Raw genomic sequence first — 22,085 nt, 5'->3', positions numbered from 1 at the left:
ATGGCACATCTTCGCCCTCTCTGGCTGGCCATCGCCGCCATCGTCACCACCGCGTTGACCTTTGGCCCGGGCACCACCGCCCACGCCCAGGTCGTCGCCGGTCTCAAAACCGACTACGGTCCTACCGTCGACGCCCCGCTGCGCGATGCCCTCAATGAGGGCATCCTCGATGCCTTCGACCAGAACTCCCTCTACAGCTACATTCGCGCCGACCGCGTACGCTCCCAGCTCAACCCGGTGGTGCGCGACTGCTTCACCGCCGACTGCCTCATCCGCGCCGGAGAGGCCACCGGTGCCCAGGCCGGCCTGCGCCTGAGCGTGCGCGAAGAGGGCCAGATCTATGACTGGTCGCTCGACATCTTCGAATTGCAGGAGGGCACCGCGCTCGTCGAAGATCGCGGCGTCTGCGAGCTCTGCGGCCGTGCTGAAGTCGTCAACCAGGTGCGGACCGCCATCATCGCCAACCTGGCCACACTCAACCTGAGCGATCGCGGCGCCCCGCCCCGCGCCGAGGCCCTGGACACCGGCTCGACTCAGGCGGCCACCCCCGGCCAGAAACGCCTGCGCATCAGCGTGGTGCCCGCCGACACCCGCATCCTCCTCAACGATGAGGACGTCGGCCGCGGCGAAGTCACCCTGGAGGTGGAGCCCGGCCAGCAGGAGCTTCGCTTTGCCTCGGAGACCCACCGCGACCTGCGCGAGACGATCATCGTCAGCGAATCCTCCCCGGAGCTCATCATGGTGCGGGTGCATTTAAGCGGAGCCCCCGCCCCCCAGCGCATGGTGGTCACCCGCGGCGACGGTTTTGTCGACCATATCGAAGACAAGCGCCTGGCCTACGGCTGGGCCGGCGTCGGCGCCGGTGCCCTCTTGACGGTAGCTGGCATCCTGCTGATCGCCCAGGATGGCGATCCGACCTGTGCCGATGGCACCGCCTACTCCCGCTGCCCCACCCTCTACAACACCGCAGCGATGGGCGTGACCTTCACCGTTCTGGGCACCACCGCCATGGCCGCCGGCGCCGTTCTGCTGACCTGGCCCTTGCTCGCCGGCGAAGCCGAAGAAGCCGAACCGGTCAGCCTTAATGTGGGCCCCGCCCTGGGCCGGGGCTTTGCCGGGGTGCGTTTCGGGGGACGCTTCTAACACCCTGGTTTTACATGCATTTCCGCCACACACTCCGCAACAACCTCCCTTCTCAGCCCCGTGTCCCACCCGGGAGCAACGCCTGGAGGGAGGTGCGAAACACCTCCCAGCTCTCATCCACCCACAACGCCTGACCACGGCCCAGGGGCTCCCAGCCCGGCCCCGCCCCGGAGGTCGGTGCGCTGGTCACCAGCACCGCCCGAAACCTCTCCCGCGCCACGCGCTCGACATGCTCCTGAGTCCGGCGCTCCTCGCCCACCTCCAACCCCCGGACCACCCGCACGTAGAGCGGCTGGTCGATGGCCAACGCGATTAACCCCCGGTCTCGTGCCGCCACCGCTGCCCCTCCTCCTCCCTCCGCGCCTCGCGGCAACGCTCCCTCCACCACGCCCCGGGCCCGCTCCAGCGCATCGGCCATCGCCCGGGCCGCCTGCCGCCAGCGCTCCCGCTCCGAGGCGCGCTTCCAGACGCGCTCCATCGCCGCATACGCCGACAAGAACATCACCTCGGCCAGCGCCCTGCCCCCCAGCCGCTGGCGAAGATGCTCCGGCACCTGCTCGCGCATCGCCGCATACGCCCCCTCGTCATCCGGGCCAAAGCCCTCCTGGGTCCATACCCAGGCTCCCGCCCGAAAAGGCTGCAACGCGCTGGCCGCAAGCCTTCCCTCATCTCGCGCCCGCACATGCGCCACCACAGCCCGACTTGGCACATCGGAGAGCAACGCCTCCAACGCCACGCCCGCCGCGCGCGCGCCGGGCTGCTTGCGTACCAGCGTGCGCCCTCCCTGCGCCCAGGCCAGCCCCAGACCCGCCCGCTCTGAGGGGGCCACCTGCCCGAGCACCTCCTCACATCCGGCCATCAACTCCCCGCTGAGGCTGTCGTCGCTGCATACGTACGCAAAAAGTTGTCCCATCGCTCGCTCCCGGGCTACGTCCCCGCCAACTCGCCACTCTTTTAAAGATGCGCATCACAGCCGGGCTGCCCAGCCCGAACCTGATGACAAAGTCCGCGCCCTGTGGAATTCTCCCCTCCACGCGCCCCCGAGCGCGCGCTCCTCTTTTTTGACGGGAACCTCCTATGCGCCCCGCATACACACCTCCTCTCGCCATCCTCGTCACTCTCACAGCGGCCCTGCTCGCCGGCTGCTTTGTGAACGGCGGACAGCCCTACACCACCTCCGATCAGGCACGCCCCCCCGCCGAGATCGCCCGTGAAGCCTGCGCCCGCGGGGATCTGGCGACCTTTGAGGCGATGGCCGCGCGCAGCGGGGATCCCGCGCTGCAATGCCCCCAGAACTCCCACGCCGAAGCCGAACCCGAAGTTTCATCCCCCTGATCTGCCATCCTTGCTCTCCTTCATTGCGAAACCACCCACGTTGGAACCTCCCCATGACCCAGCTTCCCTACCGCGCTGTTGTACTCGACATCGAAGGCACCACCACCCCGGTCACCTTCGTGTACGATGTCCTCTTCCCCTACGCCCGCGAACGTGTCGCCGCGTTTTTGAGCACCAACCTGGAACATCCGGAGGTTCAGCGCGACCTTGAGCTTCTGCGTGAGCAGGCGCAAAACGACGCCGAGGGTGACTTCCCCGACGCCCCGCAGATCCCCGCCGACGCCACCGGGCAAGCGATGGTCGAGGCCGCCGTCGCCAACATCCACTGGCAGATGGACGCCGATCGCAAGACCACCGCGCTCAAATCCCTCCAGGGTAAGATCTGGAAAGACGGCTACGCCGCCGGCACCCTCGTCGCCTCGGTCTACCCCGATGTCTTCACCGCGCTGGGCCGCTGGAGCGAGCTCGAAATCCCCACCTACATCTACTCCTCCGGCAGCATCCCCGCCCAGAAACTCCTCTTCGGCCACACCGAAAAAGGCGACCTCCGCCCACAGCTCGCCGGCTACTTCGATACGACCACCGGCCCTAAAAAGAACGCACAGAGCTACCTGGACATCGCCCATCTGATTCACCAGGACCCCGAAGACGTGGTCTTTGTCACCGACAACCTCGACGAGGCCAACGCTGCGGCCGACGCCGGCATGCAAACCCGCGTCGCTCTGCGTCCGGGCAACGCCCCCCTGCCCGATCACGACCACAAAACCCTGACGAGCTTCGACGCCCTCTTCGAAGACTGAGCGCGCTCAAGCCACCGCATAAAAAAACGCCGGGGTCACCCCCGGCGTTTTTTCATTCAGCCCACCACAGTGGGTCACAACGCGGCAGGAGCTTCGCCACTCTCAGCCGCACCGCCAGGAGTCTCACCGCCAGGAGTCTCACCGGCGGGCGCATCGCTGGCCGGCGCATCACCCGCCGGCACCTCCGTCGCCGGCGCGGACGTGCCCAGCGGCAGGTCCGTGCCCAGACGTCGGGCCTGCCACGCCACCTCGCCAGAAGTCAGGAGCCCGCCCACAAACTCCGAGACGCCCGCGTGCGCCCGCACAAGCCCGCTATCCACGGGCTGACCGCTGATCTCCGCCACCGCCGCCGAAGGCCAGTACCCGTAATGAGAAAGCGTCTCTCCGGCCAGATTCGGCATCGGCGCCACGAGCCCCACCACCCCCAGAAGCGAGATGCCCAGCACCCAGTGCCGGTACGCCCCGCGCTGCACCTTATTTTTGATAATCGCCGGAATCCCGAACACAAACATCGTGACCACCGCCGCGATCAACCACCCGGCCGAGATCCAGGCCGCCGCAAATGCGCCGAGCACCCACCAGAAGATCATCGCCGGCCCGTACCACAGCGCCACACGCCCCAGCGCCCGGGCGGCCCGCTGCCCCACCCCACGCTCGCCCTCGGCCTTCATCTTCGCTTCCGCTTTGGCCTGCTTCTCGGCAGCCTTCGCATCCTGCGCGGCCTGACGCTCCGCCTCCTTGGCCGCCGCAGCCTCGGCGCGCTCCGCCTCTTTGGCCTGACGCTTCTGCTCGCGACGCTCCTTCCAGCTGAGTTTTTCTTCCTGCTCTTGAGCCGCGCCCTCACCGCCTTCTTCAGGCTCATCCGCCAGCACCAGATCGCTCTCTTTGGTCAGCTTCTCGAACTCTGCCGCGAAAGGATCTTCGGCACGCTCGGCCGTGGCAGTCTTCACCTTCGCTGAGGCCCGCGACTCCGCGTCTTCTTCAAGCGACGCTAAAAAAGCCTCCAGATCCTCATCGCTCCCTCCGGCCTCTTCCGCCGCCGGCGCCTTCGCCCCCTTGTCGCCCCCCGAGGACGCACGCCCCTCCAGATCGCGCAGCAACGCCGCGTACTCATCCTCGTTCAACTCTTGATCTTTATCGCTCATCGTTGCTCCTCAGCTTCATTCGGCCCTCGCCACAAGGCACAGCCCCCTTCAAAACTACGGATCTTCTCGCCAGCATCAACCGGACACTCGCGCCCGGGTCCTCGTCGCCAAAGCTCGTCGCTTCAACAAAGCGGCGAGGTCCCCCCTTCCATCACACCGTCCCACCCTGAACAAAAAACGCCGGCGGCGGCCCTCTACTCTCAAGGTCCGCCGCCGGCGCATCAGGCTCATCGCACCCGGCCCTTCAAGGCCGGGCGTTGCAGCTCAGGGAGCAATCACTCCCCGGCGGCCATCTCTTCATCAAGCGTTCCGAAGCGACGGCGAATATCATCCGGAAGCTCCTCGGGCGAATCCACCTTGTGGCGAAGCTTCTGGTACTGGGTGGCGCCGGTACCGGCCGGAACCAGGCGACCCATGATGACGTTCTCTTTAAGACCGCGCAGGTAGTCGACCTTGCTCGCAAGCGAGGCCTCGGTGAGCACCTTGGTGGTCTCCTGGAAACTCGAGGCCGAGATGAAGCTCTCGGTCGAGAGCGAGGCCTTGGTGATCCCCAGCAGAAGATCCTGACCGACCGCCGGGCGACCGCCCTTCTCAACCAGCTTACGGTTGACCGCTTCAAACTCCGAGCGCTCCACCTGCTCATCGGTCAGGAAGTCGCTGTCGCCAACTTCCACAATGCGGACCTTACGCAGCATCTGACGCACGATCACTTCGATGTGCTTATCGTTGATGCCGACGCCCTGCAGTCGGTAGACCTCCTGGATCTCATCGACGATGTACTTCGCCAGATCCTTGCGGCCCTTGACCTTGAGGATGTCGTGGGGGTTCTCCGAACCCTCCATCAGCGCCTCACCGGCACGCACGCGGTCCCCTTCAAGCACGGTGATGTGCTTGTTCTTGGGAATCTTGTACGCCTTCTCCTCACCCACGTCCGGGGTGACGATGACGGTGCGCTTGCCCTTGGTCTCACGACCGAAGGAGACGATGCCGTCGATCTCGCTGATGATCGCCTGCTCTTTCGGCTTACGGGCTTCAAAGAGCTCGGCAACACGCGGCAGACCACCGGTAATATCTTTGTTCTTGGTGGTTTCGCGCGGAACCTTCGCCAGAATCTGACCCGGTTCCACCGGCTGTCCTTCGTTGACGAAGAGCGCCGCGCCGGCGGTCAAGAACTGCGTGGAGAGAACCTTACCGCCCTTCTTATCTTCGCGAACGACGATCTTCGGGCGCACGCTGGAGTCACGGCTCTCAATGATGACCTTACGCGAGAGACCGGTGTCCGCATCGACGCGCTCCTCCATGGAGACGCCTTCGATGATGTCTTCGTAACGCACCAGACCGGCCACATCGGTGATCACCGGCGTTGCGAAGGGTTCCCACTCGGCAAGCGTCGCGCCCTGCTCGATCACTTCGCCGTCGCTGAAGTAGAGGCGCGCACCGTAAACCAGCGGGTAGCGCTCACGCTCACGGCCCTCATCATCCACAATCGAGACTTCCCCGTTACGGGTCATCACGATGTTGACTCGGGTGCCGTTCTCATCGCGCTCGACCAGACGCACGTTGACCAACTTCACCTTACCGCTGAAGCGAACTTCGTGGGCGGACTGCTCAACGCGAAGCGAGCTAATACCACCGATGTGGAAGGTACGCATCGTCAGCTGGGTACCCGGCTCACCAATCGACTGCGCGGCGATCGTACCCACCGCCTCACCGACGTTGACCAGGCGACCACGTGCGAGGTCGCGGCCGTAGCAGCGCACGCACACGCCATTCTCAGACTGACAGGTCAGCGTGGAGCGCACGCGCACCTTCTCGATGCCCGCGTTCTCAATCGCCTCGGCCACCTCTTCTTCGATCGTATCGTTCGCGTCGACGAGCATCTCGTCGTTATGATCCCAGATCGGCTCCAGCGCAACACGGCCCAGAAGGCGGTCTTTGAGCGACTCGATCACCTCGCCGCCCTCATAGAGCGCGGTCAGGTCGATGCCGTCGAGCGTGCCGCAGTCAAACTCGATGACCACGCAGTCGTTGGCCACGTCGACCAGACGACGGGTCAGGTAACCGGAGTTCGCCGTTTTAAGCGCCGTATCGGCCAGACCCTTACGGGCACCGTGCGTCGAGATGAAGTACTCGAGCACCGTCAGACCTTCACGGAAGTTCGCCGTAATCGGCGTCTCAATGATCGCACCGGAGGGCTTGGCCATAAGACCACGCATCCCGGAGAGCTGACGCATCTGCTGGGCGGAACCACGCGCCCCGCTGTCCGCCATAATGAAGACCGGGTTAAAGGACTTGCTGACCTCTTCCGCCCCGGTGACCTTATCGACGAACTTCTGCGTCGAGATCTCCTGCGACATCTGGCTGGCGACCTCTTCGGTGGCGTTGGCCCAGATATCGACGACCTTGTTGTAGCGCTCACCGTCGGTGATCAGACCCTCGGTGTACTGCGCCTGGATCTCGTTGACCTCTTCGCGCGCCGCGTCGACCACCGTCCACTTGTTGCCCGGGATCTCCATATCCCCGATCGAGACGGAGATCCCCGCCCTCGTCGCGTAGGTGTAGCCGATCGTACGGATGGCGTCGGCCAACAGGACCGTCATCTTGTTGCCCGACAGCCGGTAGCAAGTGTCCACGACGTTGGCCAAAGCCTTCTTGGTCAGCGAGCGGTTCACCAGCGAGAAGGGAAGCTCATCGGGAATGATCTCGTAGAAGAGCACACGACCACAGGTCGTCTCCACGATCTCACCCTCATGACGCACGCGAATCTTGGCGAGCAGGTCGAGCTGATCAGCGTCATGGGCCATGCGCACCTCTTCGAGGTTCGCATACAGACCGGCGATCGGGCGGCCCTTTTCATCTTCGCGGTAGCAACCGCGCGCAAAGGGACGCTCGCTGGTCATGTAGTAGCAACCCAGGACGATATCCTGCGTCGGCACGATGATCGGCCCGCCGTTGGCCGGCGAGAGAATGTTGTTGGTGCTCAAAAGGAGCACGCGCGCTTCCATCTGTGCTTCGAGCGAAAGCGGCACGTGCACGGCCATCTGGTCACCGTCGAAGTCGGCGTTGTACGCAACGCAGACCAGCGGGTGAATCTGAATGGCCTTACCTTCAATAAGCACCGGCTCAAACGCCTGGATCCCCAGACGGTGCAGGGTCGGCGCACGGTTAAGCAGCACCGGGTGCTCTTTGATCACCTCATCGAGCACGTCCCAGACCTCCGAGCGCTCCTGCTCGACCATCTTCTTGGCGCTCTTGATCGTGGTGACGTAACCCTTCTCTTCGAGGCGGTTGTAGATGAAGGGCTTGAAGAGCTCGAGCGCCATCTTCTTAGGAAGACCGCACTGGTGAAGCTTCAACGTGGGGCCGGCCACGATAACCGAACGACCCGAGTAGTCGACGCGCTTTCCGAGAAGGTTCTGACGGAAGCGGCCCTGCTTGCCCTTGATCATGTCCGAGAGCGACTTGAGCGGACGCTTGTTCGGACCGGTGATCGTCTTGCCGCGGCGACCGTTATCAAAGAGCGCGTCGACCGCTTCCTGGAGCATCCGCTTCTCGTTGCGGATGATGATCTCCGGGGCGTGCAGGTCGAGCAGGCGCTTGAGACGGTTGTTGCGGTTGATCACCCGGCGGTACAAATCGTTGAGATCGGAGGTCGCAAAGCGGCCCCCGTCCAGCGGCACCAGCGGGCGAAGATCGGGAGGAAGCACCGGGATAACGTCGAGAATCAGCCACTCGGCCAGGTTCTGCGAGTCACGCACCGCTTCGACGATCTTCAGGCGCTTGGCGATCCGCTTGCGCTTGGCCTGGCTGGTCGCTTCTTTCATCTCCGCGCGAAGCTCTTCGGCGATGCGCAGGATGTCGAGCTCGGCCAGCAGATCCTTGATGGCGTCGGCGCCCATGCGCGCCTCAAACACATCACCGTACTCTTCGAGGTACTGCATGTACTTCTGCTCGGAGAGCACCTCACCCTTGGTCAGCGGCGTAAAGCCCGGGTCGGTGACGATGTACGCCACGCAGTAAAGGACCTTCTCCAGATCCTTAAGCGTGATGTCGAGCAGGTTACCGATACGCGAGGGAAGGCTCTTCAAGAACCAGATATGCGCCGTCGGCGTGGCCAGGTTGATGTGTCCCAGGCGCTCACGACGCACCTTCGACTGGATCACCTCCACACCACACTTCTCGCAGACCACCCCGCGGTGCTTCATGCGCTTGTACTTGCCGCAGATGCACTCGTAATCTTTGACCGGACCGAAAATCTTGGCGCAGAAGAGGCCGTCGCGCTCCGGCTTAAAGGTGCGGTAGTTGATCGTCTCGGGCTTTTTAACTTCGCCGTGACTCCACTCGCGGATCTTCTCCGGGCTGGCGATTCCAACCCGGATCGCGCTGAAGCTTAACGGGTCTTTGGGCTTTTCGAAGAAGCTGAAGATATCTTTCAAGGTACCCTCCTTCAGGGACTCAAGAGGTACATACGATCATCGTCGTTGAGCGCCGGGAGCTCAGGCTCCCGGCGATCCTGCGCTCGGCACTTACGCCACGTCTTCGAGAAGTTCGACGTTGAGGCAGAGCGAGTGGAGTTCTTTGATCAACACGTTGAAGCTCTCCGGCAGACCCGGATCCAGCGAGAAGTCACCCTTGACGATCGACTCGTAGATGCGCGTGCGGCCCTGCACATCATCGCTCTTCACCGTCAAGAATTCCTGGAGGGTGTAGGCGGCGCCGTAAGCCTCAATGGCCCAGACCTCCATCTCACCCAGACGCTGACCACCGAACTGCGCCTTACCACCGAGCGGCTGCTGAGTCACAAGGCTGTAGGGCCCAATCGAGCGGGCGTGAATCTTATCGTCAACAAGGTGGTGCAGCTTGAGCACGTACATCACACCCACGGTCACCGGGCTATCAAACGCCTCGCCGGTGCGACCGTCGTAGAGGATCGACTGACCACTGACATCGAGGTCGGCCAGCTCCAACATCTCACGGATTTCCGTCTCCGGAGCCCCGTCGAAGACAGGCGTCGCCATGTGCACGCCACCCTTCATGGAGCGGGCGAACTCAAGGAGGTTGTCGTCATCCACATCCTTGATGATCTGGCGAGTCTCCTCGTCTTTGAACGCACTGAGAAGATACTCGCGCAGGTTCTCCGGCTTCTGCATCTCCTCGAGCATCTCGGTGATGCGCACGCCCAGCCCGCGGGCAGCCCAGCCCAGGTGCGTCTCAAGGATCTGACCGATGTTCATACGGCTGGGAACACCCAGCGGGTTGAGCACCACGTCCACCGGCGTACCGTCTTCCAGGAAGGGAAGGTCCTCTTCCGGGAGGATGCGGCTGATAACACCCTTATTACCGTGGCGACCGGCCATCTTATCGCCGACCTGAAGCTTGCGCTTCACGGCCACGTAGACCTTGACCATCTTGATGACGCCCGGAGGCAGATCGTCGCCCTTACGCGCCTTGGCGATCTTGTCGCCGTAGTTGGTGCGGATAACAAGGATCTGGTCTTCGACGTCGCCCAGGATCTGCATGAGCTTCGAGGAGGTATCCTCATCGATGTCGAAGTCTGCCCAGTAGCGGCGCGGCACTTCGTTAAGCACCTTCTCGGTGAGCTTGGTGCCACCGGAGACCAGCACCTGACGCGACTCGTCGACCAGATCGCTGCGGGTCTTCTTGCCGCCGAGAATGTCGCGCATCTTGCGATACGCAGCATCGCGCAGGATGCGGATCTCGTCGTTCTGATCCTTGAGCAGCTTGGCCTCTTCGGCATCTTCAATCGCGATGGTGCGCTCGTCCTTCTCAGCACCTTCACGGTAGAAGACCTGCGCACCGATGACGGTGCCGGAGGTACCCGGGGGCATGCGCAGCGAGGTGTCGCGAACATCACCGGCCTTCTCACCGAAGATCGCGCGAAGCAGCTTCTCTTCCGGCGAGAGCTGCGACTCACCCTTGGGCGTGATCTTACCGACGAGGATGTCGTCAGCGGCCACTTCCGCGCCGATGCGCACGATACCGGCCTCATCAAGATCGGCCAGCGCCTCTTCACCCACGTTGGGAATGTCGCGGGTGATCTCTTCGGGCCCCAGCTTGGTGTCGCGGGCGGTGGCCTCGTACTCCTCGATATGCAGCGAGGTGAACCAGTCTTCTTTGACCAGGCGCTCGCTCAGAAGGATGGAGTCCTCGAAGTTGAACCCGTTCCAGGGCATGAAAGCAACGACGCAGTTCTGGCCCAGCGCCAGCTCCCCACGCTCGGTGGAGGGGCCGTCGGCCAGGATTTCGCCGGCCTCAACCCGGTCGCCCACATCGACCAGCGGACGCTGGTTAAAGCAGGTGCCCTGGTTGGAGCGGGTGAACTTGAGCAGGTTGTAGATGTCCGGCTTCACAAAGAGCTGGTCACCGATGTCATCGGGGCGCACCACGATGCGGTCGGCACCGCAGCTCTCCACCACGCCGGCGTGCCGGGCCACAATGGTGATGCCGGAGTCACGCGCCACCGTCCCTTCAATGCCGGTACCGACGAGAGGGGAACGCGAGCGCATCAGCGGCACCGCCTGACGCTGCATGTTCGAGCCCATCAGCGCGCGGTTGGCGTCATCGTTTTCCAGGAAGGGAATCAGGCCGGCGCCCACGCTCACAAGCTGGTTGGGCGAGACGTCCATCAGCGTGACCTTGTCGGGAGTGACAAAGGTCGGCTCACCGGCATCACGCGCGGCGACCTGCTCGTTGACGAAGCTGCCATCGTCGTTGAGCTCGGCGTTGGCCTGGGCGATGACGTTATTCTCTTCTTCAAGTGCCGAGTAGTAGCGCACGTCGGTCGTGGCTTTGCCATCGACCACCTTGCGATACGGCGTCTCCACAAACCCGAACTTGTTGATACGGGCGTAGGTCGAGAGCGACGCGATCAGACCGATGTTCGGTCCTTCAGGGGTCTCAATCGGGCAGATACGACCGTAGTGGGTGACGTGAACGTCGCGCACCTCAAAGCCGGCGCGATCGCGGGTCAGACCACCCGGTCCCAGAGCCGAGAGGCGACGCTTATGCGTAACCTCCGAGAGCGGGTTGTTCTGGTCCATGAACTGCGAGAGCTGGCTGGAGCCGAAGTACTCCTTGATCACCGCGCTCACCGGCTTGGCGTTGATCAGGTCGTCGGGCATCAGCGTCTCGATGTCCTGCGAGATGCTCATGCGCTCCTTGATACCGCGCTCCATACGCACAAGGCCGATGCGGTACTGGTTCTCCAGCAGCTCGCCAACGGTACGCACGCGACGGTTACCCAGGTGGTCGATATCATCGACGGTGCCGCGGCCGTTACGCAGCTCGATGAGGTAGCGCATCGTCTCGAGGATATCCTCCTCGCGAAGCGTCTGAACGCGCCAGCGATCCAGCTCGTCGGTGACCTCGGCCAGCTCGGCCTCGGCCTCTTCGCGGGCCTTCTTGCTCGACGCCGACTCGATCTTCTCCAGCAGCGCTTTTTCGCGCTCCTCAAGCGGCACCACGATCTCGCGGTGGAACTTGTAGTTCAGCTTCAGACGACCCACGTCCGAGAGGTCGTAGCGCTCCGGGTTGAAGAAGAGGTTGTCGAAGAGGTTCTGCGCCTGCTCCTGAGTGGGGGGATCGCCGGGGCGAAGGCGCTGGTAGATCTCGAGGATCGCGTCTTCGGCGTTGGTGATCTTGTCCACCAGAAGCGTGTTACGCAGGTAGGGGCCGACATTGACGTTGTCGATGAAGAGCACGTTGATCGACTCAATGCCACGCGTGAGCAGCTCTTCGAGCTTGGCCTCGGTGAGCTCCTCGTTGCACTCCACCAGGATCTCGCCGGTCTCCATATCGAAGATATCTTCGGCGGCGACCTTACCGAGCACCTCTTCGAGCGCGATCGGAATACGCGTCAGGCCGGCCTTGGAGATGCGGCGAGTGGAGCCACGGGTGAACTTCTTACCCTTCTTGACGAGGACGTTGCCCTCATCATCGAGCACCTCGCGCGAGGCGACCTGCCCGGGCAGAAGATCGAGGTTGACCGTCTTGTAGAAGTTGGTCCCCTCCAAAAAGATCTGCTCGGTGTCGTAATAGTAGTTGAGCAGCTCCTCGGTGGAGTAGCCCAGAGCGCGAAGCAGGACGGTGGCCGGCATCTTACGCTTACGGTCGATGCGCACGTGCACGATGTCCTTGGCGTCGAACTCAAAGTCGAGCCAGGAGCCGCGGTAGGGGATCACCCGCGCCGAGTAGAGGAACTTACCCGAGGAGTGGCTCTTGCCCTTATCGTGGTCGAAGAAGGAGCCGGGAGAGCGGTGCAGCTGGCTGACGATGACCCGCTCGGTACCGTTGATGATGAAGGTACCCTTCTCGGTCATCAGCGGGATGTCGCCAAAGAAGACCTCTTTCTCTTTGACGTCGCGGATGCTGCGCATCTCGGTGTCTTCATCCACATCCCAGACGACCAGGCGGATCACCACCTTGACCGGCGCCGCATAGGTCATGCCGCGCGCGATGCACTCTTCGATGTCGTACTTGGGCTTCTCGAGGTTGTAGCTGATAAACTCCAGAGTCGAGGTCTCGTTGAAGTCCTTGATCGGGAAGACGCTTTTGAAGACGCCCTGCAGACCGGTGTCGGTGCGCTCTTCGTGAGGCACGTCGGTCTGAAGGAAATCGTCATAGGAGCGCCGCTGCACTGCGATCAAATTCGGAATGTCGACAATCTTCTTAATCGAACCGTAGTCTTTGCGGACCCGGAAGTTCGACTTGATCGTTAGACCCATCGTCTCTCCTTGGAGTGCTGCCAGAATAGCGATCCACCGCCTCGCAGACCTCATCGGCCCCGAGTAGCGCCTGACGCGCTCGGGTTAGCCTTGAGTTCCGCAGGACGGTGACATCAATTGCCTGCCTGAAATGTCCAAATCCCGCCGCGGTGAGTTCACTCACCGAATGCGGGTCGCGGTTCACCGCGCCCTACCTCATCCAACCTGTTCTTTGACGTACAAAAAAGGCTCCGCCTTCTTCGAGATCCAGCTCTTTCGGGGTGCCGGGTGTACGCTGGGAGCTCTCGATGCGGAACCTTCTTATCACGTGTACCGCCGCCGGCCTGTTGGAGGCCGAGCGGTCTGTGCATTTAACAATGTCCAACCCTTATAATCCCCGGGCCACGTTTATGGGGCGACCCATGCCGCACGGACCTCACGCGGACGCAGGGCGGGTAAGGCGCCGTAGAGTATGAGCGCGCCTTGAGGGTGTCAAGAACAAATGAAGGAATCTGTCAAGGGAAATTTCCCCCGGCGCTTAACCCGCAAGCGCAGCGATCGCGTCGAGGGCGTCGGCGACGGCGTCCAGGCTGTCCACGCGCTGCTCAGCGCTGGTCCTGAGCATCTGGCCTATCGCCTCGACCAGCTCCGGCCATACGATCGCCTCGCGCCGCCTGGCCCAGATCTCGTCGATCTGCAGGAGATCGCCCATCCCCTCAAAAAGGCGCTCCAGGGTGAGCAGCTCAAAGAGGATCGCACCGAGCGAGAAGATGTCCACCCGGTGATCATAAGGCTCACCCATCCACAACTCCGGGGCGCGGTAGCCCTCGGTGCCGATGCTGTTGAGCTCATCGGAGATCGACTCGAGCTGCTGAATTCGGGCGAAGTCAAAGTCGGCAACCTTAAAAGGCACCCGCGCGTGGGCCCGGGTCATGTAGATCACCCCCGGGTGCAGGTTGCGATGAATGATGCCTGCCTGATGAATGCTCTGCACCGCTTCAACCAGAGCGCAGGCAATCTTGAGACGACGATCGAGCTTCCAACCATGCTCGCGCGCACGCTCCAGATAAGCACCCAGGGTCCGAGAGCCGACGTATTCGCTGATCATGTAGAAGATCAGCTCATCGTCCTGGTCGCGCACCATATCGTAGGAGCGCGCCACGTAAGGGTTATCGTCGAGTACCGAGAGCGCCTCGGTGTCGCGCACCGCCCGGGCCAGCTCGGCCTGCTGGCGCTCAGCCTCACCGAGCAGATCCATGGTGTAGGCCTTGATGCGCACCTTGCCGCGGCTCTTTACGTAACGATGATGCCCCACGTACTCCCGCCAGTGGCGGTGGCCGACTTCGAGCTCCTCTTCGATCTCATAGGCCTCGATCGTCACCCGATCCTTGAGGGCGTTTGCCCGGGGCACAATCGCATCGACCACAGCCTGGCGCAGCTGCACGTCGCTTAAGGGGCCGGGGCCCTGCTCGCGCAGAAGATCCAGATCGACAAAGTAGCCGTAGATCTCGTCGGGCTGCACCACATGGCGGCGTTGCGCTTCGGGAAGGGTCAGCCCCTCCACCGGACGAGGAAAAAGCACCACCGGCGAGCAAAAGATCGAGGCCTGAAGCCCCCCGACCCCCTCGGAGATGAACTGGCGCAACGCCTTGGTCTTGCGCTCCAGATGCGTCAGCGGATTGTCCAGCGTTGTCCAGGGCGTCTTCCAACGGCCTGCCGCCCCTTCAATCGGGCCGCTCCACCCCTTGATCTCCACCGCGTAGATGCCGTGCTCGCCAATGACCACTGCATCGAATTCCAGAGAGTTGCGGCGCCCTTTAAGGCGAAGATCGAAATTACCGATCACCACGTAATGCTCCGGGAGCAGATCACGCAGAAGCCGCATCCCCTCGGTCTCGGCATCATTGGCCGGAGCGCCAATCGGGATATAAGTTGCCATACGCAAGTGGTCGTCTATGGGTCTCTCGTAGCCCGACACGCAGTATCGGGCGGCTTCATTCGCCTTTAAGGGTTCCGTCAACGCGAATTCGCTCGGTCGCTCAGGAGGGATAGAGTTTGCCCCCTTGGGGGGAGATGTCAAAAGCCCTTTTTGATCGAACTATGACGAAACAACATTGAAATACGATCTGAGGAGTCCCATGCAACCCCTGAGACTGCTGGTTTTCGGCGCGCATACCTACCTGGGCATGGAGGTCGCCCGGCTGGGACGGGCGATCGGTCATCGTATTGTTGCGCTAACCCCGGGGGGAGCACCCCGACTTGATGCCCCATGGGTGGCCGGGATCGAGTGGGTGCAGGCCGACACCTTCGGGCCGGACCACCCGGGGGCCACCCCGGCGCCGCATGCACTGATCTACTGCGCCACCACCCATTTCGACGACGCAGAAGGTCGGCTGGAACGCCACAACGTCAAGGCTTTGCAGGGGCTTATCGAAGCGCCGGGGTTGGTCCACAGCCGCGTGGTCTACCGCTCGGCCGCTCCCACCCCTCTTGTGCCTTCGGCCTACATCGAGAGCACCCGGCGCGCAGAGGCCATGCTCAACGAGCGCTTCCCCGATCATGTCAGCCTGCGCCTGCCCCTTCTCTACGGGAGCGATCGCCCGGATAGCGTGGTCGGCGCGGCGATCGTGGGGCTCTTCGCCAGCCTGCGCCCCGCGCACTACCCGCCTCCGATGCGCGTGGAGACGGCCGCCATCGCCTTATTGCGCGCGGCTCTGGAGCCCGAGCACCGGGGCGTAATCCACGCTCCGGAGGTCGCCTCCCTGGGAGACGCTCTCTACGCCCAGGCCCACTGATCCAACAGAGCTCGACGCTTTGACTTGCGCCCGGGGCCGCTTTATGCAAAAAGCCCCAACCGCAAGGCCCCTCTCACGCTCTGGTCTTGCATTCGAGCGGTGCCGACCCTATGGTTTGCGCCCTTTGCTGCCGATTCGAGCAGCGCGTGGCTGGCTCGACGCACTTATAAAGCCTTACCCCCTTTGGATGGGTCGCCCGATGTCAACACGACGCCGACCCAAAAAACGTCAACGCACCCGTGGATAGAATCAACTATGGCTCGTTATACTGGACCGCGCCTTCGTATCGCCCGTCGCCTCGGCACTGACCTGCCGGGTCTGACCCGTAAGCTTGCTGACCGCCGCCCCTACCCGCCGGGACAACACGGCCAGGGCCGCCAGCGCTTCAGCGAGTTCAAGAAGCAGCTCTATGAGAAGCAGAAACTTCGCTACAACTACGGCCTGAGCGAAGGCCAGCTTCGTAACCTCTTTGTGGAAGCGCAGCGCTCCAAAGACCCGGCCGGCCTTGTGCTGCTGCGTCTTCTCGAGCAGCGCCTCGACAACGTGATCTTCCGCCTGGGTCTGGCTCCGACCATCCCGGCCGCCCGCCAGCTTGTGGTCCACGGCCACGTGGTCGTCGACGGCAAAAAGGTCGACCGCCCCAGCTACCGCGTCGAGCCCGGCCGCGAGATCTCGGTCCGCGCCAAGAGCCGCGAGCTGAACATCGTTCAGGAATCGGTGGCCCAGCCCACCCTGCGTATGCCCGGCTACCTGAGCTTTGACTCCAAGACCCTCACCGGCAAGATGCTGGCTCTGCCCAGCCGCGAAGATATCCCGGTGCAGGTTCAGGAGAACCTGGTCGTCGAGTACTACTCGCCGCGCCTCTGATTCTCGCAGCATCCCGCCCCGCTTCACGGCGGGGCGTTTGTTTTTGGACACACGACCAGGCGCGAGCGCGACCCCTTATTCGGGGACGCCTCGCGCTCTGGCGTTTTGGAGGAGCTGCTATGCGCCTGATGCCTCTCGGTGGCCTGCTGGTCGCCCTGCTCGTCTTCGCCCCTGTGGCCTGCGGCACAGGACCTGTCCCCCGCCCTGTCGACACCCGGGAGCAGCTCAGCGCGGAGGCCACCGCGCGCACTGCCGCCGAGCGCACCCGCGCAGGCCAGCAAGGGGTGATCTACGCTTCGAGCGAAGCCCCTGCCGAGGCTCAGGCAGAGGATATTCAGGCGCACCACAGCGAGGGGGTCATGGCAACCTCCACCGCGGAGCTCCGACTGAACTTTGACGACGAGGGGCGCCTGCTGATCGACGGCCAACCCGTCGCGCTGACCTTCGCCGGGGCAGAAAACGCCGATCTCCCAGGCTCCCCCGAGGCAGCCAGCGACACCGAGCATCAGGATGCGCTGGTCGCTGCTCTCACCGAGGCCCTCAAGGGCCTTGAGCCGGCCGATCGTCTGCGCATCCTCATCGCGTCACCGCCCATACCGCAGCGCTTCGATCTGCTTTTTGCGGCGGTCGGGCGCGTGGTTGCCGAGGCGACCGTGCCCGTTGAGCTTCACATCACCCCGGCCCCCTGAGCGCGCGTGAAGGTTCTGCTCCTATCGGCGTACCATGCGCACAGCCACGCCCAGTGGGCGCGCGGCCTGGCGGAGAACCTCGAGGGCATCGAGGTCGACATCCGCACACTGCCCCCGCGCCACTTTCCCTGGCGGATGCGCGGCAACGCACTGAGTTTCGCGGCCGACCTCTCCCTGGATGCGGCTGAATACGAGGCGTTGCTGGTCACCTCGATGGTCGATCTGGCCACGTTGCGCGGACTTCGCCCCGAGCTCTGCCGACTTCCCACCGCGGTCTACTTTCACGAAAACCAGGCCGTCTACCCGCTCAAAGAAGACCGCGATCGCGCCCATTACATCATCACCAACCTGTATACGGCGATGGCCGCCGACCGGGTGATCTTTAACTCCCCCTTTAACCTGCGCACTTTTTTTGAGGGTACCGCAGCCTTCCTTAAAAAGATGCCCGATGGCGTGCCCTCAACGACTCTTGAGGCGTTGAGAGAGCGCGCGAGTGTGCTCCCCGTTCCACTACCCGACGCCCTCTTCGAAGTCGCAGGCGGCGAGGGGATCCCGACGCCGGAGCGCGATCCCCATCGCCCGCTGCGCCTGGTGTGGAACCACCGCTGGGAGCACGACAAAGATCCGCGCGCCTTCTTTGAAGCCCTCTTCGCGCTCGACGCTCAAAACGTGGACTTCCGCCTGGTGGTGCTCGGCCCGCGTTTCCGCAACGCCCCACCGATCTTCGCTCAGGCCCGCCATCAGCTTGCTCACCGCATCGACCACTTCGGCTACGCCGAGACTCGCGCCGACTACCTGGGCTGGCTCCGGCGCTGCGATGTCGTTGTCTCGACTGCCCGACACGAGTTTCAAGGTCTTGCCGTTCAGGAAGCCGTCGCGCTGGGCTGCCGGCCCCTCTTGCCGGCTCGCCAGGCCTACCCGGACTTCTTTGAGGAGCGCTGGCTCTACCCCTCCCACGAGGACCATCAGACCCAGGTTCAGGTGCTTATTGAGGCGCTTAAACGCCTCCTGATCAATCCCGAAGGCCTGCGCAAATCATCGCCACCCGATCTTTCAATCTTGCGCTGGGAACGGCAAAAATGGGATTATGCCAGACTATTAAATGCTCTTAACTGACTTTCTTTGCAGCCCGTGGTGCACACCATTGTGCCACTCTGTAGATGGACTCTGTTCTGCCGGCCTTTGCCGTGCTGCGTTCTCCCCTTTTGAAATCAGGTCTGCCATGTCGGATGTGCTCTACGCTGTAGATGGATCGATCGCCCGCATTACGCTCAACCGCCCCGAGGCCCGCAACGCCTTCTCCGACGCCATGATCAAGGGCATCACCGAGAGCCTCGATAAGGCCGAATTCGACCCCGAGGTACGCGTCGTGGTGATCCGCGGCGAAGGTTCGGCCTTCTGTGCCGGAGGCGACCTGAAGGCCATGCGCGATCATAGCGGGATGTTCTCCGGCGATCCGGTGGAGCTTCGCCAGCGCTACCTGCGCGGAATGCAAACCCTTCCGCGGCGCTTCGACAGCTTTGAGAAGCCGACCATCGCCCAGATCAACGGGGCGGCCATCGGCGCCGGTCTCGGACTGGCGCTGATGTGCGATCTTCGGGTGAGCGCAGAGCGCGCCAAATTCGGCTCGACCTTCGCAAAGGTGGGGCTGATCCCGGGCGATGGTGGCGCCTACCTGCTCACGCGCACCGTCGGTTTCAGCAAAGCCCTGGAGCTGATTCTCACCGCGCGCGTTATCGACGCCGAGACCGCACTCAAGATCGACATGGTCCACGAGGTCGTTGCCAGCGACCAACTTCAGGCCCGCGTCGACGCGCTCGCCAGTGAGATCGCCGCGCTGCCCCCCAAGGCGGTGCGCATGGCCAAGACCGCCCTCTACCGCAGCGTCAACCGCGACCTGGAGAGCGCACTGCACATCACCGCCGCCCTGCAGGGGCTGATTCAGAGCACTCAGGAGCATGAAGACGCCGTCGACGCCCTCCTCAACACCATCCACAGCCGCAAGGAGTCGTAATGCGCCTGACCGGACCCGCACTCACGCTTGCCCGACGCGCCGCCGAGACCCCGGCCGGCGCGCACCTGCTACGCCGCCAGGCGCTGAGCGACTTTGGCATCGACCACCTCCTCGATCTTCCGCCGAGCGAGCGTGGCCGGCTGCGCTTTGATCCCCAACCACTCCACCCCACCCGAAAACGCGGCTGGCAGGATCAGCAGCGCGGAGCTCCCCCCGCTGCTCCGGGGCGCACCACCACCGCGATGCTTGGCGACGCCTTCAAAACGGGCGCCACCTCTCCCGTGGAGGTACTCCAGAACATCCAACACCAGCTCGGCGCGCGGCGTCTGGGCCGTGCCACGCATTCCCCCTTTGTCTGCACTGACTTTGAACGGGCGATGGAGGCTGCTCGCGCAAGTCAGGAGCGCTGGCAGCGCGGCGAGCCCCGGGGTGCCCTCGACGGCATCCCGGTACCGGTGAAAGATCAGGTCGAGATGGAGGGCTTGCCCCTGCGCTGTGGCACCCGCTACTTCAGCGAAGTCGCCCGGCGCGACGCCTTTGTGGTGGATGCCTTACGCCAGGAGGGTGCCCTGCTCTACGGCCGCACCCACACCACCGAGTGGGGCATGAACCCCTCGGGCTTCTCGCCACATTTTGCGATGCCACGCAACGTCTACAGCTCGCAGCATGGCGCCGGGGGCTCATCGACAGGTTCGGCGGTCGCCGTCGCCCTGGGGCTTTCGCCGGTAGCACTGGGCTCCGACGGTGGCGGATCGATCCGCATCCCCTCGGCGCTTAACGGGCTTCTGGGCATCAAACCCACCTTCGGCCGCATCAGCCGCAGCGGCGACGCCTTCGGCGCGGGCACCGTCTCATCGATGGGCCCCCTGGGTCAGTCCACCGCGGATCTCGTCGAATTTCTATGCGCGGCCTGCGCCCCCGATCCCCGCGATCCGGCCAACCGCTGGGCACCGCATAACCCGGAGCGAACCTCGCAGTGGCGCGCCGCGCTGGGGCGCGGCGTGCGTGGCTGCCGCATCGGCTACATCCCCGAAGAACTCGACGCACTCGACCCGGCACTCCAGCAACCCACCCTCGAGGCACTCCGTAGCTTCGCCGCCGAAGGGGCCACCCTGGTCGAGATCGACTTCCCCCTGGCCGCACACGCCCTGGCCATCGGCGTCCTCGCCATCGGCCTGGAAACCATGGCCAACCTCGCCGACCACCTCATCATGCACCCCGATGACTTCTCGGAGGAAGTGCGCGTGATGATGGCCTCGCTACGCACCATCACCACCGATGAGTTTTTTGCCGCCCAGCGCACCCGCGAACGTCTCAAGGAGCACCTGCGCGACCATCTCGACGACGTCGACCTGCTGGCACTGCCCACCACACGCACCACCGCACTCCCCTACGACTTAAGCCTCACCGGCGCGGAGCTGCTCGACGATCAGGGCACCCGCGACATGTGCCGCTTTACCTTTCTGGCCAACATCAGCGGACTTCCCGCCGGCAGCCTCCCCATTGGCCGCCACAAGGAACTTCCCTTTGGCCTGCAGTTCGTCGGTGCGGCCTTCGACGAGGCCTCCGTCATCGCCGCCCTCGCCCATGGCGAACGCATGGGCTTAAACCACCTCCCCGCTCCCGCCGACTACCTGAAGCTGGCCTGATGCACACCCTTCGCATTGGACATGACCCCCTCGGCCAGATCATCTCCCGCGTCGCAAACCTCTCGGGAGAATATCTGGCCCCCTATCGCACTGAGCACATCCGTGAGGCCATTGAGCGTCGCTTGCAGGCGCTAAACCTGCCCTCCTTTGAGGCCTACCTCGCTTATCTGGACGTTGAGCCCCTGGAGGCCTGCGCAACGCTCAATGAGGCCTTTGTAGGCGTGACCCGATTCTTTCGCGATGCGGAGGCCTTTGAAGCGCTCGCCCACCAGCTTGCCCGACGCTTTCGCCAACGCTCCGATCCGCTGCGCGTCTACGTAGCGGCCTGCTCCACCGGCCAGGAAGCCCTCTCGATCTTTATTCTCCTGGAGCGGCTCTGCCAGGCGCTTGCTCTCCCCCGGCCTGAGCCCCTGCTCGCCACCGACATAAACCCCCATGCCATCAACGCAGCGCGTGAAGGCGTCTACACCACCGAGCAACTCCGAGACCTCTCCGCTTCGATCCGCCGCCAGTTCTTCGGGCCCTCTCCCCACGGCTTTTACCTTTTGGATCACTACCAGCAGCGCATTCACTACCAGGTGAGCGACGTGTTGCAGGGGCTGCCGCCGAGGCGTTTCGATCTGATCTGCTGTCGCAACCTGCTCATCTACCTCAAGCCCCCGGCGCAGCTGCACCTGCTGCAAAGCCTTCACGACGCGCTCCACCCCGAAGGGCTGCTCTTTCTGGGCGCCTACGAGTCCGCCGCCTCGCTGCCAGCCCTCTTCGCACTGGTTGACGCCAAACATAGCATCTACTCCCGCCGACACTAACAAAAGCCCGGGTGCAGAGAAGCTAAGACGGTTGCACGTCAACGTTTTCTGTCATAATCTGGGGGTCTTCTTAAACAAGCGCCGTCTGTACCGCGTTGAATCTCGTGGCGGGGAGC

Annotated in this window: 15 protein-coding genes; 10 read left to right on the top strand and 5 right to left on the bottom strand. The window is 63.5% G+C overall.

Annotated features, from left to right (window positions below):
- Positions 1 to 1,143, top strand: coding sequence for a PEGA domain-containing protein (locus tag EA187_RS14585; RefSeq protein WP_115605759.1), 1,143 nt, complete (start codon positions 1 to 3; stop codon positions 1,141 to 1,143).
- Between the two features lie 52 nt (positions 1,144 to 1,195).
- Here EA187_RS14585 and EA187_RS14580 read toward each other — a convergent pair whose 3' ends face one another.
- Positions 1,196 to 2,056 (bottom strand): class II glutamine amidotransferase, encoded by an 861-nt coding sequence (locus EA187_RS14580; protein WP_115605761.1) that lies wholly within the window; start codon positions 2,054 to 2,056, stop codon positions 1,196 to 1,198.
- Between the two features lie 164 nt (positions 2,057 to 2,220).
- On the opposite strand from EA187_RS14580, the gene EA187_RS14575 reads away from it, so the two are divergent.
- Both EA187_RS14575 and mtnC read left to right on the top strand, forming a co-directional pair.
- Entirely contained in the window at positions 2,221 to 2,478 is a 258-nt protein-coding gene (locus EA187_RS14575; RefSeq protein ID WP_115605762.1) for a hypothetical protein, read from the top strand.
- A 53-nt stretch (positions 2,479 to 2,531) separates the two neighbouring features.
- The gene (gene mtnC / locus EA187_RS14570; RefSeq protein WP_115605764.1) at positions 2,532 to 3,278 is read left to right on the top strand and encodes an acireductone synthase; all 747 of its coding nucleotides are present in this window, start codon (positions 2,532 to 2,534) and stop codon (positions 3,276 to 3,278) included.
- 74 nt (positions 3,279 to 3,352) lie between these two features.
- Here the strand turns inward: mtnC and EA187_RS14565 are convergent, their stop codons facing one another.
- The 4 genes from EA187_RS14565 to EA187_RS14550 form a co-directional block, all read right to left on the bottom strand.
- A complete protein-coding gene (locus tag EA187_RS14565) occupies positions 3,353 to 4,423 on the bottom strand; it encodes a hypothetical protein (RefSeq protein ID WP_115605766.1) in 1,071 nt (356 codons plus the stop codon).
- A gap of 275 nt (positions 4,424 to 4,698) precedes the next feature.
- Positions 4,699 to 8,859 carry a DNA-directed RNA polymerase subunit beta' gene (gene rpoC, locus EA187_RS14560; protein ID WP_115605768.1) on the bottom strand — a complete coding sequence of 1,387 codons (4,161 nt, stop codon included), beginning with the start codon at positions 8,857 to 8,859 and terminating at the stop codon, positions 4,699 to 4,701.
- Positions 8,860 to 8,949: 90 nt separating this feature from the next.
- Positions 8,950 to 13,167, bottom strand: coding sequence for a DNA-directed RNA polymerase subunit beta (rpoB, locus tag EA187_RS14555; protein WP_127780744.1), 4,218 nt, complete (start codon positions 13,165 to 13,167; stop codon positions 8,950 to 8,952).
- Between the two features lie 517 nt (positions 13,168 to 13,684).
- Entirely contained in the window at positions 13,685 to 15,085 is a 1,401-nt protein-coding gene (locus EA187_RS14550) for an NERD domain-containing protein kinase family protein (protein WP_115605772.1), read from the bottom strand.
- A gap of 199 nt (positions 15,086 to 15,284) precedes the next feature.
- Here EA187_RS14550 and EA187_RS14545 point away from each other — a divergent pair, with 199 nt between their 5' ends.
- The 7 genes from EA187_RS14545 (at position 15,285) to EA187_RS14515 (ending at position 21,969) form a co-directional block, all read left to right on the top strand.
- Positions 15,285 to 15,941: an SDR family oxidoreductase gene (locus EA187_RS14545; protein ID WP_127780743.1), complete on the top strand. Its 657-nt coding sequence runs from the start codon at positions 15,285 to 15,287 to the stop codon at positions 15,939 to 15,941.
- 255 nt (positions 15,942 to 16,196) lie between these two features.
- Positions 16,197 to 16,808, top strand: coding sequence for a 30S ribosomal protein S4 (gene rpsD / locus EA187_RS14540; RefSeq protein WP_115605776.1), 612 nt, complete (start codon positions 16,197 to 16,199; stop codon positions 16,806 to 16,808).
- Between the two features lie 119 nt (positions 16,809 to 16,927).
- The gene (locus EA187_RS14535; protein ID WP_127780742.1) at positions 16,928 to 17,497 is read left to right on the top strand and encodes a hypothetical protein; all 570 of its coding nucleotides are present in this window, start codon (positions 16,928 to 16,930) and stop codon (positions 17,495 to 17,497) included.
- A 6-nt stretch (positions 17,498 to 17,503) separates the two neighbouring features.
- Complete coding sequence (locus EA187_RS14530) at positions 17,504 to 18,613, top strand: tRNA-queuosine alpha-mannosyltransferase domain-containing protein (RefSeq protein WP_127780741.1); 1,110 nt, start codon at positions 17,504 to 17,506, stop codon at positions 18,611 to 18,613.
- A gap of 106 nt (positions 18,614 to 18,719) precedes the next feature.
- Positions 18,720 to 19,511, top strand: coding sequence for an enoyl-CoA hydratase-related protein (locus EA187_RS14525; RefSeq protein ID WP_115605782.1), 792 nt, complete (start codon positions 18,720 to 18,722; stop codon positions 19,509 to 19,511).
- Positions 19,511 to 21,160: an amidase gene (locus EA187_RS14520; protein WP_115605784.1), complete on the top strand. Its 1,650-nt coding sequence runs from the start codon at positions 19,511 to 19,513 to the stop codon at positions 21,158 to 21,160. The genes EA187_RS14525 and EA187_RS14520 overlap by 1 nt, the downstream gene beginning before the upstream one ends.
- Positions 21,160 to 21,969, top strand: coding sequence for a CheR family methyltransferase (locus EA187_RS14515; RefSeq protein ID WP_115605786.1), 810 nt, complete (start codon positions 21,160 to 21,162; stop codon positions 21,967 to 21,969). Before EA187_RS14520 ends, EA187_RS14515 begins: the two co-directional genes overlap by 1 nt.
- The last annotated feature ends 116 nt before the right edge of the window (positions 21,970 to 22,085 follow it).

The sequence above is a fragment of the Lujinxingia sediminis genome (assembly GCF_004005565.1).
Classification (GTDB): domain Bacteria; phylum Myxococcota_A; class Bradymonadia; order Bradymonadales; family Bradymonadaceae; genus Lujinxingia; species Lujinxingia sediminis.
The sequence above is the reverse complement of the archived record's forward strand: the minus strand, read 5'-3'. Positions and strand labels throughout refer to the sequence as shown.